The sequence below is a fragment of the Nocardia uniformis NBRC 13702 genome, assembly GCF_001613345.1.
GTDB classification, from domain to species: domain Bacteria; phylum Actinomycetota; class Actinomycetes; order Mycobacteriales; family Mycobacteriaceae; genus Nocardia; species Nocardia uniformis.
This window is the reverse complement of sequence record NZ_BDCE01000099.1, coordinates 1-17,601: the sequence shown is the minus strand read 5'-3', so window position 1 is coordinate 17,601 and position 17,601 is coordinate 1. Positions and strand designations below refer to the sequence as shown.

19 protein-coding genes and 1 pseudogene are annotated in these 17,601 nt (G+C 62.1%); 13 read left to right on the top strand and 7 right to left on the bottom strand.

What is annotated here, in order from left to right; translation table 11 throughout:
* Positions 1–1,650: 1,650 nt before the first annotated feature.
* From NU1_RS42000 to NU1_RS35155, 6 genes are all read left to right on the top strand, one after another.
* Positions 1,651–2,124, top strand: coding sequence for a hypothetical protein (locus NU1_RS42000; protein WP_157553447.1), 474 nt, complete (start codon positions 1,651–1,653; stop codon positions 2,122–2,124).
* Between the two features lie 38 nt (positions 2,125–2,162).
* Positions 2,163–2,426, top strand: coding sequence for a DUF6959 family protein (locus tag NU1_RS35170; RefSeq protein WP_067528356.1), 264 nt, complete (start codon positions 2,163–2,165; stop codon positions 2,424–2,426).
* A 280-nt stretch (positions 2,427–2,706) separates the two neighbouring features.
* Entirely contained in the window at positions 2,707–3,174 is a 468-nt protein-coding gene (locus tag NU1_RS42890) for a DUF6881 domain-containing protein (protein ID WP_212762202.1), read from the top strand.
* Between the two features lie 159 nt (positions 3,175–3,333).
* Entirely contained in the window at positions 3,334–3,675 is a 342-nt protein-coding gene (locus NU1_RS41995) for a DUF6247 family protein (RefSeq protein WP_067528354.1), read from the top strand.
* Positions 3,676–3,680: 5 nt separating this feature from the next.
* Positions 3,681–3,938, top strand: coding sequence for a hypothetical protein (locus NU1_RS35160; RefSeq protein WP_067528352.1), 258 nt, complete (start codon positions 3,681–3,683; stop codon positions 3,936–3,938).
* A gap of 498 nt (positions 3,939–4,436) precedes the next feature.
* The gene (locus NU1_RS35155) at positions 4,437–5,420 is read left to right on the top strand and encodes a glycoside hydrolase family 113 (protein ID WP_067528350.1); all 984 of its coding nucleotides are present in this window, start codon (positions 4,437–4,439) and stop codon (positions 5,418–5,420) included.
* Between the two features lie 165 nt (positions 5,421–5,585).
* Here the strand turns inward: NU1_RS35155 and NU1_RS35150 are convergent, their stop codons facing one another.
* The gene (locus tag NU1_RS35150) at positions 5,586–6,014 is read right to left on the bottom strand and encodes a hypothetical protein (protein ID WP_157553445.1); all 429 of its coding nucleotides are present in this window, start codon (positions 6,012–6,014) and stop codon (positions 5,586–5,588) included.
* The gene (locus tag NU1_RS35145; protein WP_157553443.1) at positions 6,011–6,229 is read right to left on the bottom strand and encodes a hypothetical protein; all 219 of its coding nucleotides are present in this window, start codon (positions 6,227–6,229) and stop codon (positions 6,011–6,013) included. Before NU1_RS35145 ends, NU1_RS35150 begins: the two co-directional genes overlap by 4 nt.
* A gap of 196 nt (positions 6,230–6,425) precedes the next feature.
* Here NU1_RS35145 and NU1_RS35140 point away from each other — a divergent pair, with 196 nt between their 5' ends.
* The 3 genes from NU1_RS35140 (at position 6,426) to NU1_RS35135 (ending at position 8,484) form a co-directional block, all read left to right on the top strand.
* A complete protein-coding gene (locus NU1_RS35140) occupies positions 6,426–7,319 on the top strand; it encodes a DUF5753 domain-containing protein (protein WP_067528344.1) in 894 nt (297 codons plus the stop codon).
* Positions 7,316–7,507: a DUF397 domain-containing protein gene (locus NU1_RS40880; RefSeq protein WP_084522100.1), complete on the top strand. Its 192-nt coding sequence runs from the start codon at positions 7,316–7,318 to the stop codon at positions 7,505–7,507. The genes NU1_RS35140 and NU1_RS40880 overlap by 4 nt, the downstream gene beginning before the upstream one ends.
* Positions 7,508–7,737: 230 nt before the next feature.
* Positions 7,738–8,484, top strand: a complete 747-nt coding sequence (locus tag NU1_RS35135; protein WP_067528342.1) for a DUF4190 domain-containing protein — start codon at positions 7,738–7,740, stop codon at positions 8,482–8,484.
* Between the two features lie 433 nt (positions 8,485–8,917).
* On the opposite strand, the gene NU1_RS35130 is transcribed toward NU1_RS35135, so the two are convergent.
* Complete coding sequence (locus NU1_RS35130; RefSeq protein WP_157553441.1) at positions 8,918–9,148, bottom strand: hypothetical protein; 231 nt, start codon at positions 9,146–9,148, stop codon at positions 8,918–8,920.
* A gap of 92 nt (positions 9,149–9,240) precedes the next feature.
* Between NU1_RS35130 and NU1_RS35125 the strand changes: the two genes are divergently transcribed.
* A complete protein-coding gene (locus tag NU1_RS35125) occupies positions 9,241–10,968 on the top strand; it encodes a hypothetical protein (RefSeq protein WP_067528337.1) in 1,728 nt (575 codons plus the stop codon).
* Between the two features lie 78 nt (positions 10,969–11,046).
* Here NU1_RS35125 and NU1_RS35120 read toward each other — a convergent pair whose 3' ends face one another.
* A complete protein-coding gene (locus NU1_RS35120) occupies positions 11,047–11,355 on the bottom strand; it encodes a DUF7677 family protein (RefSeq protein WP_067528335.1) in 309 nt (102 codons plus the stop codon).
* A 763-nt stretch (positions 11,356–12,118) separates the two neighbouring features.
* Between NU1_RS35120 and NU1_RS44415 the strand changes: the two are divergent.
* Positions 12,119–12,248: pseudogene (locus NU1_RS44415) on the top strand (barstar family protein); the annotation flags it as partial.
* A 228-nt stretch (positions 12,249–12,476) separates the two neighbouring features.
* On the opposite strand, the gene NU1_RS40875 reads toward NU1_RS44415, so the two are convergent.
* Complete coding sequence (locus NU1_RS40875; protein WP_084522099.1) at positions 12,477–12,680, bottom strand: DUF1330 domain-containing protein; 204 nt, start codon at positions 12,678–12,680, stop codon at positions 12,477–12,479.
* 72 nt (positions 12,681–12,752) lie between these two features.
* Positions 12,753–13,493 (bottom strand): alpha/beta fold hydrolase, encoded by a 741-nt coding sequence (locus tag NU1_RS35110; protein ID WP_307645609.1) that lies wholly within the window; start codon positions 13,491–13,493, stop codon positions 12,753–12,755.
* A gap of 307 nt (positions 13,494–13,800) precedes the next feature.
* Here NU1_RS35110 and NU1_RS35105 point away from each other — a divergent pair, with 307 nt between their 5' ends.
* Positions 13,801–14,514 (top strand): GbsR/MarR family transcriptional regulator, encoded by a 714-nt coding sequence (locus NU1_RS35105; protein ID WP_067528329.1) that lies wholly within the window; start codon positions 13,801–13,803, stop codon positions 14,512–14,514.
* A 108-nt stretch (positions 14,515–14,622) separates the two neighbouring features.
* Here the strand turns inward: NU1_RS35105 and NU1_RS35100 are convergent, their stop codons facing one another.
* On the bottom strand, positions 14,623–14,985 hold the full coding sequence (locus NU1_RS35100) for a nuclear transport factor 2 family protein (protein ID WP_157553439.1): 363 nt from the start codon (positions 14,983–14,985) through the stop codon (positions 14,623–14,625).
* Positions 14,986–15,893: 908 nt separating this feature from the next.
* Between NU1_RS35100 and NU1_RS35095 the strand changes: the two genes are divergently transcribed.
* A complete protein-coding gene (locus tag NU1_RS35095) occupies positions 15,894–17,387 on the top strand; it encodes an MFS transporter (protein WP_067528325.1) in 1,494 nt (497 codons plus the stop codon).
* Positions 17,388–17,601: the final 214 nt, after the last annotated feature.

Sequence of the window (17,601 nt, the reverse complement as noted above, 5' to 3'; positions counted from 1 at the left end):
TTCGCCGACTCACCGAACCAACGCAGTTGGGCACCGCGACGTCAGACCTGACACAGAAGCCCGATGGGAGAGAGTAGATTCAAGGAGATTCTACGATGAAGCCAGTTTCCGAGGCTGAGGCTGCGGATTCTGCCCTACGGTTTGAGAGTGATAGATTGCAACTGGCACTGGCTGGCCCTTCTCAGGATTCGCTGAAACCCTGGCGCGATGCCCTCCTAGATATCGATAGTGTTGAATTTAGAGTTGGGACCCTTCCTGACGTTGGATTTGGATGTGATGCTCAGATTCTTCCCGCCTTCCTAGCGCACGATCGCTATGGAGGAACACCCAATTTTGACAATGCTCAGACTCTGGAGAATCTTCGCGGCGACGGAGGGCCTGACCTGATAGTTGCCACCCCAATGTATGGGCCCTTTACCCGTTGGGACGAGGGACAACAAAAGGCGCGTAGTCACATTCGTAAGATCTTTCGCGCAAGCTTCGATGAAATCGATAGATACAATTCTGTGACAACTGACCTAAACTCTATCGATCGCGTGCTAATTATCGTCAACGCGATGGGACTGGGGAAACTAGGAAACGAAGCGAACGCGAACGGACTAAGAGACGCCCTCACACACATGCGAAGCGCCAGGCTATCGAAATAGCACAGAATACACTACTAAACACGAGGCAAAGCTTGCCTGAGCTATTCGATTCCGCCGTGGAGATTATTAGTTGAATGCTGAGCATAACAGCCTGGAGCGATCCGCTAGCCTGCTGCACGGAGAATCCAGTGCCATTGTCGCGCAGATACTGCCATGGGGGATCAACGTGGAACTCGAAGGCGGCCTAATTGGATTCCTTGACAATACAAAGAACCCAAACTGGCTCGCTGATACACCACCGCAGACCGTGGGAGACAGGCTGAACGTGGTTATCCTGGACGATGAGCGCTCACCCGTTAGAGTCAGCGCGCTAGCTGCCGACTTCAGCATTGCGCAGGAGAAGCATGATCGTACCGACCCTGCGGAGTAAGACGCGGTCCTGCATATTATAAGAAGAAGCCTGAGAGAGTTCCGGCACGGCATCGACAATACAGATAGAGCGTGTGATCGCATGGATATCGACCGATCATCCCTGGGAAATCGTACGCAAGAACTCGCATCATCCCCAACGGAATACCGAAACAATTCCGCAACAGCGACCGTATCTCATTACCCAAGGATGCCGTGGAGAAACTGAATCGGCAACAGCTTGTCGAACTTATTGAGCACCTGAGACGAGGTGACGCCGAAAACGAGGATATCGAAGACCAATGGGTCGCTCAGATACACGCCTCAGTCGCCGACCCCAACATAATTGACTACATCTTCCACGATTTCTCGACTCCGCCCCTGACATCAGAGCAGATCGTAGACAAGGCACTGTCCTACAAGTCAATCGCGCTTGGTGGACCAGAATAATATTAGAGATCTCCAACTCGGCGCCGTGTCTGTTAGGCCCGCAGTCGGACCGAGTTTATGAGTCGCGGGTCGCCCTGGAGATTCCGCGTATCGACATGCCTGCTGGCAGCCGTACGATCTACCCCACGCAACCCAGGACACTTTCTAATCCAAGACCTGTTCGCCACTCTGCGGCAGTACGCCAGGAAAATAGAATAGGAGTGAAATGGTTGACGATGCCGAATGGGAAGCACTGCGCGAAACGGAGCAAAAGCACTTTCACCTCAGGCACGAAATCTGGTCCTCACCCGATGCGGCAACTCAATTTCGCGCGGCCTTGAAGAGTGCTAAATACAGAAGAACCGCTCTGCGCACACTGGAAGATGCACCGAAGCCACTCATAGCTTCACTCTTCTCGGAGCTGTTCGATGAAACGCTGGGCAGTCCCGAGTATGTCGGACTTGCACGTGCAGCATTGATGCGCCTCGAAAAGTACGCGCTCAGCCAACAACTATATCCGCACGTGCACAATCTACTGGATCGAGACGATATCACAGATTGGGAGTATCGACGGGTTTGCGAACTTCTCGACGAAGCACACGCGTCGGATCTACTGAGGGCAGTTGTAGATCGCGCCTCGACGTCCAAAGATCCCAATATCGTAGAGGTAGCGGAAGACTATCGAAACAGTGCCAAATGAAATGTTGCGCCTTGGACGAGAGGTAATGAAAGCACCAAATGGAATACGAAGCGAAAATAATAGATTCGCAGGGCGATTATTCTCTTATCAGCTGGGAGGGGAGGAGATTTCCAGCATTGACAATACAAGGAGACAGCCTACATCTCCTGAACGAGACTCTAAAGGGAGCTCAGTCGGAACTCAGTCGCGGAAACATCGATGATGCCGCATTCAGCATCAGGGAAGCTGTGGAGCAGGTTTCTTCTATGGAGAAGGCCTATGGTGAAATGATGCAGAAGAAGGGATTGCGGTTGCCTTACTGAATGCAAGCGATCGCGGGACTGACGGCTTCAGATCGTGTGCCACCAGAACTACTTGAAGTAATCCGAGAGATTTGCCGTCCAGTACCCGACAAAATCAACTCGTCCACCGAATCTGTAGCTGAGACAACAGGCTGGAATATAGCCGAAGAGTGATTGGGCAACCTAATAGGCCTCATCCCACATTGCGACTCACGCAGTCCAAAACTACGCTGTGAGAGACCGAGGCAACTCACAAAGACTACCTCGGCAATTATCTGTCAGCCATGTAGAGCGATGAGACATGAAACACTGGAAAATCATCTGGCACCACGATTTCGACACCGAGCCAGTCATTATATTCAGCGAGATCGCCAATAACGGATATGAAGTGCGCAAGGTTCAGCAGTATCGAGACGGGCGCTTGCTGCGCACCGACGGGTCCAACGAGAATGCCGAGGTAGGATTAAGCGAAATCCCCGTGGGGGGAAATCGAAGACGTTGCTGCGCAGCCAGAATTCTCGGCATTCGTGATATCGCCGGACCAGTTCAACGATGTATGGGGCAAAGCAGGGTAGATGCAATGTTACGACCGACGACGCCAACCGTGGCGGACTCGACGGATAACAATGACGTTTCCTTCCACTGTTGGCTTGCTTGTCCATACGACGGCATCCCCACGCACCAGGTCATCTGGTTTGGCGAGCATTGGGCAACTTGTGCCGCGGCCACGACCGACATGCCGGCTGTCGCATACGAGGACCAAGGATGACCGTCCGACAACTCCACCACCGCGTCGGCAACCTCTTCGACGCCACCGACATCGATACCCTCGGTCACGGCTGCAACTGCGCCGGAGCCACGGGTCGGGGGATCTCCATAGGAGGCCGACACCAGCGACATTGTCGCCACCACCGGCTATCGTGAACCCATGGCCGCCCCCGCCGAACACCCCGCCCCCTCCGGTCCCGCGGTGCCCCCCACGGACCCGGCGGCCCTGCGCGCGTCCCTCACCCCCAGCCTCCGCGCCGTCTTCGACCGCGAATGGGGTTTGGTCATGGACCAAGCCAAGGATGCCCGATCTCTGACCGGTGTGCACAAGTTCCTCACCCAGTGGCGTTACATCGCCGCCGATGAAGCCCGCGACCCCGGTGCCTACTTCCGGGTCCTCGCCAAGGCCGCCGAAATCGAAGCGAGCGGCGGTAATCCCGCGGGCCGCTCGATGGAGGACGTGTTGGCGTTGATCGAGCAGCGACGCCAGCAAGCCAGCTGACGACCTTGTACCGCATCGTCCACGACGAGGAAGTGGTCTCCCAGATCGCGGCTTTACCCGTCGACTCCCTCGACGCCTTCGCCGAGCTCTGCGCAACCTTGAGCGTCGCTCCGTGGAACGGGGAGCCGCTGAACCCTGACAACCCCGATGGCGCGGTCCGATGCTGGGTGTTCATGTGGCCGACCGGCTCCGGGCAGGCGATTTTCATGATCGATGAACGCGACCGTGCCGTGCATATTCTTCGTCTCCAGTGGCTCGCCTGACACCCAACCGCTAGCCCATATCTCCTCCACATCGCACAGGCAGCGACACCGTTCGAAGTTGCCGCCGCCATTGAGGCATTCCGCGACCACACGCCTCTTCGCTCACGCCGCAGTATCCCGAACTGACCGGACAGGATCACGTCGTGGATGGCGGACCTGATACCGCGGGCTATCAACTGCCGCTTACGTATTCGTAGGTACTAACTGGCGCATCGTGTACAGCAATTACCGGCCACACGGATCGTTGGGCCATGCTGAGCCGAGGTGGATCGGATGAGACTTCCCTGAACAGGCTGTGACCGAAACGCCTGGCGCGGTCAACAGCGGCATGCGCGGATGTTGCAGTCCTTCCGGTTTGATGTACTTATGTGCGATAACGTCTGAGTCGTCCTGGCGTGAGGCGCCTTTCGCGCTCGGACGACTCGAAAAACTATCTGCGGTAGCGGGCGGAGGTCGGTCGATGGGGCGGAGTCGGGTGCTTACGGCACCGGCCCACGCATGCTGACAGTCCGCGGTATCTCCTATCTGGTCGGCGATACACCCGAGGCCGAGAAACGGCGCGATCTCGAGATCATCGCCCGAGACCTGCACTGCAACACCGTGATGCTCATCGGCAGCGACACAGCACAGCTGATCGAGGCAGCCCACACCGCCCTGGAGACCGGTCTCGACGTCTACCTGCGGCCCAACGTGCCCGACCGGCCGCAGCCGGAGTTGCTGCGACATCTCGACACCGTCGCGCAAGCAGCGGAGGAACTGCGGCGAGAACATCCGGACCGGGTAACGCTCATGGTCGGCAGCGAGTTCACTCACACCGCGCCCGGCATCGTCCCCGGGCCGAAGTCGTTTATCCGCCTGAAACTCATCCTGCGCTGGCACCGCCTGCTGCGCCGCAGACTCGACCGCCGCCTGCACACCCTGCTCACCGCCGCCGCGACCACCGCGCGCCGCCGCTTCCACGGCCCCCTCACCTACTGCGCGGCCGGGTGGGAGCAGGTCGACTGGTCGCTGTTCGACCTGGTCGGTGTCAGCCTCTACCGCGGCGCCCGCAACCATGCCGACTACACCGACCGCCTGCGCAGCCTCGTCCGTGACCACGACAAGCCCGTCGTCATCACCGAATTCGGCTGCGGCGCGTTCACCGGGGCAGACCTGCGCGGCGCCGGCTCCTTCCAGATCGTCAACTGGTTCGCCGCCGCCCCGCACATCCGCGGCGACCACCCCCGCGACGAGACCGTGCAGGCCCGATACCTGAGCGAACTCATCGACCAGTACACCGCGGAAGGCGTATACGGCTGCTTCGTGTTCACTTTCGCCATGCCCGATTTCCCGCACCGGGACGACCCCCGGCTAGACCTCGACAAGGCCGGGTTCGGAGTCGTGGCGGTCAGCGAATCCACCCCGCGCCGCCCCAAGGCGGCATTCCACGCGGTCGCACAACGCTATGGCGAGTCGAAAACGCGCGCACCGCAACAAGACTGACATTCCGCCGCGCAACTGCCGCGTCAACAACAAAATCGCCCCAACCGCCTGAGCGCAGGTCACGGTCAAACATGCTGCTGCACATCAAAAATGGCGCGGGTGATCTCTTGCCTCTCCGGTTGTCCCTGAACCGCACTGAACCGCACGAAGGGCGAGCGACGATGTTCAGAGGTCGCCGCGATCGGGGAATCGCAGGACGATCGCGGATTTCGGGGCGAGGAAATCGTCCTTCAGGGTTTCGTAGGCGGCGCGGGCGCGGGCGCACGGTGGGTCGCAGTCACGGTGGTGGACTCTGGCTTCGATCGCCTCCGTTTGGGTCATTCGGCCCTCGGTGGCGGCGACGGTGTGCTCTTCGAGCATTTTCAGGCGTGGGCCGTAGCGCTGGGTGATTTCCGCACGCAGCCAATACCATTCGTTGCGGTCGGCGATGTCGAGCAGTTGCCGCAATCGGGCGCAACTTCCGGCGGCGTGTCCTGGTCCGGGGATGCACTGGCGGTGCGGGTGCAGCAGCGCTCGGACACCGTGAGGAGAGCGCAGATCGAGTCGATCCGCCGACACAGGATGGTGGTCGAGGCGGGAGTACACGCCGGTCATGGCCGCCACCGCCGGACCGGGCCGCCCGCGCGGTGGCGTCCGTGCGGGTGTCGCACGGCGCGGGGATAGGTGCTGCCGGTGGACAGTTCGAGTGCGAGCGCGGTCTGTCGAGCCTGACGGCTGTCGGTGTCGCGCAGGTCCGCCACCAGTGAGCCGAGAGTGGTGGCCAGACCGCCGATGAGCAGTAGGAGCAAAACCCAGGATTCCCAAGGCATTTCGATGTCCTCTTTGTCGGTATCCGCTCTGGTTTCCGAGTGGCGGCTTGGCCGAGGTCGTCGCCCGGAGGTGTGTTTCAAGTAGACCCCCAATTCACCTAAAGGACCGCGCGAATTGGCCCGACCATGAAAATCTGTTGGAGGGCCAGATTGGTTCGGTCCAATTAGTGACAACCCGGATAGCGAGGCTAATGAAATGAGCACGGTGTCCCGCAGAGCATTTGGAAAGTTCCTTCGCCAAATTCGCGAAGGCGCGAAGGTCAGTGGGCTGTCAGCCGGATTGCACATCGAGACGTCCAAGCAGACCTTGCTGCGTCTGGAAGATGGCATCCCTACCAAGATCGCTACCGCGCAAATCGGTCAACTACTCGACCTGTACAAGGTGGCACCGGATGTCCGGAGTGAGGCGTTGCGGCTTTGGGGCGAGGTGAGGGAACAGGCGAAACAAGATAAGCTGCAAGGGAATTCGAAGGGATTCTGGCAACCTTACGCGGATCAGTTCGCTTCACACTTCCCGCACTACCTGAGGTTGGAGGCGGCGGCCAATTGCCTTACAGCACACCAACTCGTCCTGGTCCCCGGATTGCTGCAGACGGCCGACTACCGGCGGGCGCTCGCTCGCCTGGAAGTCCCCGGGTTGTCGGCCGTCAATGTCGAACGCCGGATCGAGCTGGCCGAACGGCGACAAGTCAGACTGACAGATAGCGGGTTCAGGACCGACGTGCTCCTGTCCGAGGCCGTGTTGCGCCACCGGCCAGGCACACCCGCCGTCATGGCGGCCCAGCTGCGTTGGCTGGCGGAGGTCGGCAACCGCGACAACATCAGCGTTCGGGTGATTCCATTCGAGACCGGGCCGCACCGAGGGTTGGCGATCCAGTCGTTTCACATGCTCGAATTCCCGCGTCTGAACGGTGGCCTGGTCGAACCCACCGTTGTCTACCTCGAAGGCGCGGTCGGTGCGCTCTATCACGAGCAAGCCGACGTGGTGGCTCGGTACCAGGAAGCGATCTCGGCGCTGCGAGCGGTAGCGTTGTCGGAAGACGACACCCGCGATCTGGTGTCGCGAGTTGCGAAGGAGTACGAGGCGTGAACAGTCAGCCGCCCGTTCGGCAGTGGTATAAGTCCAGTCGATCTTCTAACGCCGCCGATTGCGTAGAGGTTTACCAGGATGGAACTCGGGTCGGCGTGCGCGACTCGAAGAACCCTGGCGGGCCGGAGTTGTGGTTCCGTGGTGAGGCGTGGGATGCGTTCCTGGAGAGCGGCATCTGGAAGGCTTGACCTCATACAGACGAGTGTCCTGACCAGAACATTTCCATCAGCGACACTGAACAATTCAGAGCCGGGCGGCGGGCCTGACACCGCGGATTATCAACTGCCGCCTACGGATTCGAGGCTGTACACGAGCAGCGTCTGATGGATACATCGCCCTCGATGTGCCCATCTCATGAACTAGACGGTACGGTAACGACCGGCTAGCGCTGACCGAGCAGCCAGAATCCAGGGGGGTCATGAATCCGCAACCGCCACAGCACATGCCCATGCCGTCCGACTACCCGCTATCCGCACCGGGTGGGGTATACGGCACGCACCCCTACTATCCCGGCGTGCCACCCGGGTACCCGCCCGGCGTACCGCCGCAGCGTCCCGGCACCAATGGTCTCGCCATCGCCGCACTGATTACGGGTGTGCTCGGTATGTGCCTGTTCGCCATACCGTTCGGGCTGATCGCGTTGAGTCAGATCAGGTCACGCGGGCAAGCGGGTCGGGGGCTGGCCATCGGCGGACTGGTGGCGTCGAGTTTGTGGGTGTTGGTGGCCGTCGGCGGTTTTGCCGGTGGCGCTCTGCTTTCCGACGACACGTCGTCGAAATCGGTGGAAAGCTCGGCATCGGTGGACGGCCCAGGTTCGATATCGATCTTCGACGTGAAGGTGGGCGACTGCATCCAGGACGGCGTGGAGTCCGATCGCGTCGGTCAGGTAACCGTGGTGCCCTGCGATCAACCGCACCATTCGGAAGCAATCACCGAGGTCTTCCTCGACGGTTCCTGGCCGGGTGTGTCGGAGGTGAAGCAGCAGGCAGCAGATGCCTGTACCGCCACATTGGGCGAAATGCTGGCGGAGAGTCCCATGTTGGAGCAGTTGCGGGTCTTCGTGTTGTATCCCTCCAACGAGGCCAGATGGAAGACCAGTACGAAGGTCACCTGCTCGGTCGTCGACGCGAATGGCGGCAAGCTCACCGGAACTGTGCCGCGCTGAGGCAAACACAACCAGGAAATCGGCGCTACTTCTCAACCGGAATACACCAACATCGATGGCGACAGCATCAAATGGCTGTGGGGGCAGGCCATCACGTCCCGGCCTCGCGCCCGACGCCTCGGCGGGATGGTCCGTTGTCTAGACCGAGATGATTTCGGCGCGTTGAATTTCGGCCGTGCCGCGTGACCGCTTCGAACCGAGCGATCAGCGGCATTTCCGGATATTCTCGCTCGGCTTGATCGACTGCCCGTCAGACCGGCGGGGACCAGCACACTTCGAATCGTTCGACCTCGAGGTACTTCTCGCCCAAGGATCGTGCGGTGAACCCTACGGCTAGATAGAACCCGAGGGCTTCACGATCGGTTTCCGCGACAATGGCCTGCCCGGGGTGTCGTGCTCGGATCTCGAGGAGGAGCTGTCTGCCGGTTCCGCATCAGCGCTGCGATGGCCGGGTTGCGATGTGCAGCAGCACAATTCTGTCTGGGTGTGCTTCGTAGCCAGCAACCTCGTCATCTGCGGTCGCAGACAGCAGGGTCGCGGCAGGATTGTCGCCATAGCGCTGAATGACCCGGGCCAGTCGAGACCGAGCACCGCCCACGGCCAGGTAGAGCAGTTCCGTGACGCTGCGCTCGGTGACGTCGGCCGACTGCACGCTAACCGTCATGGAGCGAAGGTATCTCGAAACGAGGCCAGTAGTTCACCCTCATCGGCATTACGGCGTGCCCGACGGAGGCTCAGACCAGCTTTTCTCCTCTGGTGGAGGAACTGCACGTTCGGTCGGCGATCCTGGTTGTAGCACGGTCCAGACGTGCCAAGCACGCGGAAAAGGCGAATAGCGTTGGGTGGCGAGGCGTTGCCGGTGACCTCGGCGTCGTCGATCTCTACGACGTCTGGCGCCGTCGCCCGGGTGCGCGGCATGTCGGTCCCGGATGGTTCCATATCGAGTACACCGCGACCATTGGTCGCCGCTTCTTCCGGGGGATGTGCATGGGTTCCATTGCCGCAAAGTATGACTGGGACGCGGACCGTTTCCCGGCTCTGGTGCGGGACCTGGGCCGGGTGCCTTGGGATCCGGAAGCGCCCCGGCTGTTGTCCGAGCGGACGGGCCTGAGTCACGCGGCCTCGACCCAGGTGCTGATCGGTCGTGGTGAATGGTACGGCTGGGACAGCAGATTCGATGCGCGGGAGCGCCCGGCACTAGGTGTGACGGCGGCGGAGTCCAAAGACGCGCAGCGGGAGCTGAGCGAGATCTACGACCGCGACAAGCTCACGGCGACAGCGCTGTTCGAGCGCTCTCTCCCGCAGGACCCTGCTGAGCTTTGGCAGCCAGGCGGAATCCACGCCCTGACCGAACGGCTCGCGGCCTACTGGGTCGAACAGTTCGGCAGACGACCCAACGTGCCACCCGCGACTCTCGCTGCCGCGGTGCTGGTCGAGATGGAACTGAACGACTCGCAGCTGGTCTTCCGGCCATCGGCGGCGGTGCTGTGCGCGACGCTGGCGGACCCGGATGGCTCCGCGATGTTGACGGCGCAGCTGGACTCTCGTCTGGAAAAGAGCACCCTCACTACAGGATTCAACATCATCGGAGAATCGGACGCCCTGTGGCCTTTCGGACAGCGCTGGGAACCGCTGATCCAGTTCTGCCGCTGGGCCTACGCCTACCTCCCCGCAAGCGATCCCGTCCGCGATGGGGTCCCACGCACCATCGAACTCCTGCGCGCGCAGCTGCGCCAGCCCGGCCTGCTGCTATCTCTGGGTACCGTATCTGCCCAGACGATTACCGCATTGCACACCCGCCGCGAATCGGAGCCGTGGCCGAAGTCCCCGGATGCGGACACCTTCGACGACGGTCTGATCGTGGCCAAACGCCGTCGGTCCGACGAGTGGGAACTGTACTTCCGCCCGGCGAGCTTCCAGCGAGATGACCGCAGCGCCGATCTACGCGCGGTCGTGCGCGACTACCGCCGCGCCGCGCTCCTGCTCCTGGACTGGGTATTCGGCCCCGAAGTCGACGCAATGCGCGCGTCCATCGACTCCGGACGCACGCCCGCGGGCCGTTTCGAGACTGATCCCACGCTGAGCGTTCCGGATCTGGTCGATACCATCGCAACCGAACTCGGAGTGCACCCGGATGCCGCGGCGCTGTATCTGCAGCTGGCCGCACTGCCGGCACCCACTGATCGCAGCATCCGGATGTGGAACGGGTGGAAACCGGCCCGGCACCGGGCCGCCGAATCCGCGTTGGTGGACAAGGGATTGGTGGTCCGCAGCAAACGCGGCAGGGTCGGACGTCAGGTGTTTCTGCCCGGCGACTGGATCGATAAGCCCGGCATCGAGGCCTACAAGTGGGAGCTGCACGGACTCGACATATCCTACGCCCGGAAGTACTTCACCGGCGCCTCAGCGCCTCGCGTCCCGCTGCCCACGCTCTTCCACACCGCACGGAGCCTTGTGCGCGACCGCATGGACTTGGGCCCTTGATCTTCCGCAGACCCGCGTTGGCCCCCTTCGGACCGCGCAGGTCGCGGCATGACCGTGCATTCGGCGTAGGCCGTCTGGTCAGTAGAGCTCGACCTCCCACGGCTGAAGGGCTACTTCTCCCGGTGGGAGTACCCCCGTGCAGTACTTATAGAGCCACAGTGCGGCGCGGCGTTCGGCGAACTTCTCGTTGACGGGCTCGCCCTGGTCGTCGAGCTCGAGAACATTGGCGAAGATGGCGAAGCAGATCTCCATTTGCGAGGGCGAGTCCTTCAACTCGTCCCAATAGTTGATCCCGTCCAGCATCGGATGACCGACCGATCCACGGGCCACCAATCCGGCAAAACGGCGGAGCGCTCCCGATGCGCCGTTGCTCAGTCGATCCGACATGCGCGGAGGGTATCAACGTCGTTGGTCGCGGGCATCCGATATTCGGTGCGTTGCTGACGCTGAGATGATCTCTGCTCGTTCATCTTTGGCAGACCCTCGCTGACCGCTTCGGACCGCGCGGGTCGCGGCATGTGCGTGTGTTCGTGCGGTCGTCTGAACGATCCTGCCGAGCATTCTCGCTTGCCGCCGCCGGTACCGGGTTGCATAGGATAGGCAGCTTGCGAAGGGGGTAGGGATGTCAGCCGATCAGTCCGATGGCTTGGGTATGTGCGCTTTGAAAGCTGATGAGGATGGCGAACATTGGGGGCAGGTGCACGATGTCCGCGGACTCTTCGCCGCACGGGCAGAGGAAGACCTGCTCGCGGTCGAGCTTCTGGGCTGTCACCCACAGGGAGGCCTCCGCGCGTGCCTGGACTCCTTGTCTGCGGGCGGAGTCCAGCTCGGTGGCGCTTGGCTCGACGTGCTCGACTCCAACGGTGTATCGATGGGCTCCTATTTCGTGTACGAGATGACGGTCACCGCGACTCGCCCATCGAGCCTCGATTCACGTTTGGTCGATCTCAGCGTGACGCTGTACTGCGATAGCGCCCAGTACGGCGGCGAGTGGGTGTGGAATCTGATCCGTGACGGTCGAATGGACCGCCGCGACATCTGGCATGGGCTCGACACCGAAGACAGAACCGCGTGGTTGGCGGTTGCTCTCTGGACCAGTGCCTACCAACGCCGAGGCCGGCCGGACTCTGCCCCAGGCCATGTCTTCACCCTGGACGGACGGGCTGTCACCGACATCGTCAGCTTCTACTGCGCGCTCGGCGAGACGATCAACGGCCCCGGCGGCTACTTCGGCTGGAACCTCGATGCTCTGTGGGACTGCCTGCGCGGAGGGTGGGGCGCTTCCAGCCCGTTCACGCTGGAATGGCTGCACTCCGATGTGGCGCGGGAGCATTTGCTGACACACCCGGGCGTGGATGCAGGGCAAACCTTGTTCGATTTGCTTTTGAAGATCCTCGATGACAACGGTATCGAGGTCATCCTGCGGTAACACCCTGTATCCGAATGCACTCAATTCGGCAGATCAGTGCGTTCGATCGGCCGCGGCCTGGCCGGTTCCCTCAGCGCGGTCAGCGGAATTTGCGGGCGTTGCCTGCCGCAGTGCGCCCCGAGCCGCTCACATCCCATCGGCGAAGACCAGCCGCACGGTGACACCGGACTTCGCGAGCGGCACGGTATTCCGGTGAGTCGTACCAGGCCCTGACCCGAACGAGATCGGGAAACTCGAGCACAACCACACGTCCCGGCCAGTCGCCTTCCCGAACCTCAGGCATCGCTGTCGATCACGCTCTTACCGAAGGTTGTCGGCGCACGATCGTTTGCCGACAACCGGTTCGGGTCGATCTTCACCGCGGCGTGCGGTCGAGCTCGGCGACCACACGGACAGCCTCGGCGACAGTGCGGAAGTCCTTGCGCAAGATGTTGCCGTGGTTGCTGGGTACCTTCGCGTGGATCTCGATGTTCGGATTGCGTTCCACCACCTTGTCCAGACTGGCGCGAATCCGTTCTTGCTCATCGCCTTTGCTGCCGAGGGAGGACCCGGAGGCGTTCACATAGCGGGTCGGGACGGTGATGGCGTCCATCACCGGGCCCAGCACCCGCTCGCGGGCGATCTCGCCGGCCTCGATGTTGCTGTCGGCCATCTGATCGGCGCTCATCCGCGCCCCCAGGCCCACCGCGCGCATCATTGGCATCAACCAGCCAAGCCGCCGCCATAGTTTCCGCATGCCCTCGATATCGACCTCGTCGATCCAGTCGTGCGGCTGAGCGCCCTCGACCAGCACAGTGCCCACGGTCCGGTCGGGGTTTCGGCTGGCCCAGTGCGCCGCGACGAAGGCACCGTAGGACCAGCCGATCACCAACGCCCGCTCCACATTCCGGGCCGCGAGGACGGCGTCGACGTCGGCGACGTTGGTTTCGAACGAGTAGTCAGCCGAGGTCCCCGACTTGCCACGAGCCCGCATGTCGTAGGTGATGTGGCGGAATCCCGGCCCCAGCTCGGTGATGACATGGCGCCAGTACTTCTGGGTGGCGACGTGGCCGTTGACGTAGAGCACCGGGATGCCGGGACCGCCGGTGTCGGTCACGGCCAACGCCGTGTCACCGACGGGCACCATCCCGGTCCAGGCCGAATCGGTCGAGGCGTTGCTGTTGGTCCGCATGTGTTTCTCCTGGTCTTGCTGAGTAAATCACTCTTTCCTGACAATGGAAAAGCTACGTAGCTTTCCTGGATCGAGCAATCGATTCGGTGACGCTTGGTGGCCATAAATGCAGCTAGTCATGCAAATATTGTTGCGATGGCTTTGAAGATAACGCAACGACGGGTGGTCGGGTCGTTGCGATGATCAAGTCAGAGCCACTACATTGGCGGCATCGAGAACAAAGGAGATCATCATGTCGGGAGGCAGGCTCACCCAGGCCGAACGCAGGCAGATCGCCCTGGGACTGGCCGAGGACCTCCCTTACGCGGTGATCGCCCGGCGTCTGGATCGTCCGACCTCGACGATCACGCGTGAGGTGATGCGCAACGGCGGGCCCGCGTCCTACCGTTCCGACCTCGCCCAACGCGCCACCGAACGCCGCGCCCTACGACGCGCGCAGCCCGCACCCCGGGAGCGGCCATACCCGGCACCCGGCCACGGACGCGATGCCGAATCCGTGCGCGACTACGAGGAAACGTTCACCACCATGCTCATGCATCAGGGCATGCCGAGAACGACGGCCCGGGTGCTGACCTGCCTTTTCACCGCGGACACCGGCAGTCTCACCGCTTCCGAAGTCGTTGGGCGACTTCAGATCAGCCCGCCGTCGGTCTCCAAGGCGATCAAACTTCTCGAACTCCAGGGCCTGGTCCGCCGCGAAACCGATGAACGCCGCCGCGTGCGCTACATCGTCGATGACAACGTCTGGTATCAGGCGACGATCGACAGTGCCCGCGGCATGGCCGAGGTCGCCGAGATCACCCGTCAAGGCGTCGAGATCTTCGGCCCCGGCACCCCGACCGCCGCCCGTCTGGCGAACATGGCCCGCTTCAGCGACTTCATCAGCGAGACCATCCTGCGAGCTGCGGCGCAGGGCCGTGAGGCCCTCTACCCGAATGCGCGGTAATCGGCATTATGGTGCGTCGTGCGGCTGGCCAGAGGCTGGCGTCAGGCGTGTTGGAATCCTGCGCGGATCAGTATTCGGGCAGACAGGGACCGCCGCCCGAAGCGCTGACTACTCGACAGTCGAGGCATGAGCGGCAACGACTCGCCATCCACGCGAGTCGTCGTGTGCCCACGCACGGGTATAACGCATCCTCGCCGCGAATGGTGACCCGTGGACGCTTCCCGCTACGACACCGAGGAACCACGTCACCCCGGTGGTGCCTTCCACGAGCACGGTCAGCTGTTCTTCCTCGAGTTTGCTCATCACTTGAGCTCGGGTGCGGTGCAACTCGAGATCGTCGGCTTTGGTGAAAGTGTCGGCGCCGAAAGTGAAGATCAGCCGATCGTCGAGCAACTCATCCAGTGCGTCCACGTCCCCGGCCAATTGCGCAGCCTGCAGTCGCAGTTCGGCTTCCCGTAGCTCATTCTCCATGGTCCTGACCTTGTCAGCTCGGTGACGGTGCGGCATTACGTTTCGCTGGTAGCGGAACGACACGAAACAGCATGTCGGACTGGACATCCGGCGCGCGTAACGGCGAGCTGCCCGGTTCTACGTCACGAACAGGTGTTCGTAAGTTATTCCTTCGAGCGTGAAGATCAGCGCGGATTCGTCGCTCCCCAGCGCCGCCCCCTGCGAACCCCACCGATCTTGCACCCGAAGCCAGGTGAACGTCCTCGACACGGTCAGATCTATCGAGATCGAAATCTCCAGGCCAGACCAGAAATTCGGTCACGCTGTCAAGGGTTCGGATGGCGGTCAGCAACGTCGATATGGGCACAGACCAGCGATGTGCCGTGACAGCGTCGGATCCTCGGAACTACAGGACGATTCATGCTCGATCATCGGCATTGTGGTGCGTCGCGAGGCCCGAGATGAAGTCGGCGCGTTGATCTTCGGCCGTGCCGCGTGGCCGGTTCGAACAGCGCGCCACGCGGCGTGAGCAGATGGTTATTGCTACGGGTCCTGGGGCCTCGAGGCGCGCTGTCTGCATGATGTGGCGGAGGACACCGCAGGTCCGGTGTCGGGCGATCTACGGGTTGTCGTACGGTGGACTGGGTCTTGCCCCGCATGTTTTCCTGCGAGGCGGGGCGTGGACTCTTGTTTCTGTAGCGGATTGGAGGTGGTGACTTATATCCCAGGCCATGTAGCCGTCCGTATTCCCCCATGTCCTGATTGTTCGGATGTGTGAGGGGCGGACGTCGCGCTGGCCTGAGTTGCGTCACCACCCATTCTTTTCCGCTGTTTCCCGGGTGCAGCTCTGCCGTCTGCCCTAGGTGTGTGTTGTCTTGCCCTGGTGTGGTCGACGGTGAGCTCCCCGATTCCTGAACAGGAGTCCTGTCGTGAGTTCTTCCGCGCTCGACAACGAGCCCGAGCACATCCCCGAGCCACCAACCCAGAATTCGTCCGGCACGTCGTCAGCGATGACAACGACCGCCAGAATCGCCCTCGCGGTCCTTCTGACCGGCGAGCTCATGAATATCGTCGACGATTCGGTCGTCCTGACCGCCATCCCGACCCTGCAACAGTCCCTCGGTGCCGGACCGGCCGCGGTGCAGTGGGTGACCGCGGGCTACGCGCTGACTTTCGCTCTCGCGCTGATCACCGGCGGCAGGCTTGGCGACATCTACGGCCGCCGCAAGGTGTTCCTGCTGGGCACCATCGGATTCACCGTGGCCTCGCTGCTGTGCGGGCTCGCGGCCGATCCCGGCATGCTGATCGCCGCGCGCGTGCTCCAAGGCGGTGCCGCCGCGGTGATGATGCCGCAGGTCCTGGCGACCCTGCATGTCACGTTCGTCGGCGAGAACCGCAGCAGGGCTTTCGGGCTCTTCGGAGCGGTGCTGGCGATGGGCAATGTCGTGGGCCCGGTGCTGGGCAGCGTGCTCACCGACGCCGACCTGTTCGGGCTGTCGTGGCGGCCGATCTTCTTGATCAACGTGCCCGTCGGGCTCGCCGTGATCATCCTGGGGCGCAAGTTCATCACCGAGTCGACCGCGGCCGAGGCCGACCGGCTCGACCTCACCGGAGTGGGTCTGTCCGCGATCGCGATGGTGCTGATCGTTTTTCCGCTCACCGAGGGCCACGCCCACGGCTGGCCATTGTGGTGTTTCGTCATGCTCGCCGGTGGGCTGGTCGTACTCGGTGTCTTCTTGCGCCAGCAGCGGCGCCGCGCTGATAAGGCCCCGCTGGTGGAGTTGTCGCTGTTCAGGGTCAGGCAGTTCTCCGGTGGTCTGACCACGCAGCTGATGATGGGTTTGTTGGTCGGTTTGTTCTTCATGACCTGGACGCTGTACCTGCAGCGTGGTCTGGGCAGGAGCGCGCTGATGGCGGGACTGGCCTTCGTGCTGCTCGCGGTCGGCGAGTTCGTGGGTGCGATGCTCGCGACGAAGACCGCGGGACGTTTCGCGCGTCGACTGCCTCAGACCGGAGCACTGATCACCCTCGCGGCGATGGCGGCGTACGGGCTCCAGATCAGTAGCGGGCGTGCGGATTTGACCTTGCTCGCAATGACCGTCCCGGTCCTGTTCCTCGGGTTCGGGCTCGGCATGATCAGCGGACCGATCGCCGACCTGACTCTGGCGAAGGTTCCACACGAACGCGTCGGCTCAGCCTCCGGTTTGTTCAACACCGCCCTGCAGTTGGGCTACGCGCTCGGCATCGCCCTGAACGGTCTCGTGTTCTTTGCCGTCACCGGCGGCTCACCCGACGGGGCGCTCAACCGTGCCGCGTTCACCGGTGTGCTGTGGTGGGTCGGTGGCACGGTGATAGCGATGTGGGCGTTGATGTTCTACCTGCCCCGGCACGCGAACGACCAGACCGAGGAGTCCGCCGGGTAAGTAGCATCGGTCGTACCGGGCCCGCCTGGTACGACCGATGCTGAACGGCAGAAGCCCTCACCGTGCGTTGCAGTTGATCGAGATGACCTCAGCCCGTTGGTCTTCGGGCGCGCTCCGTGGCCGCTCCGATCAGCGCCGTAGGCGGCAGATGCGAACGTTCCGAGGATGCCAAACGGTCCGAGATGATCGCTAGCCGTTGCTCTGCGGAAGCAGG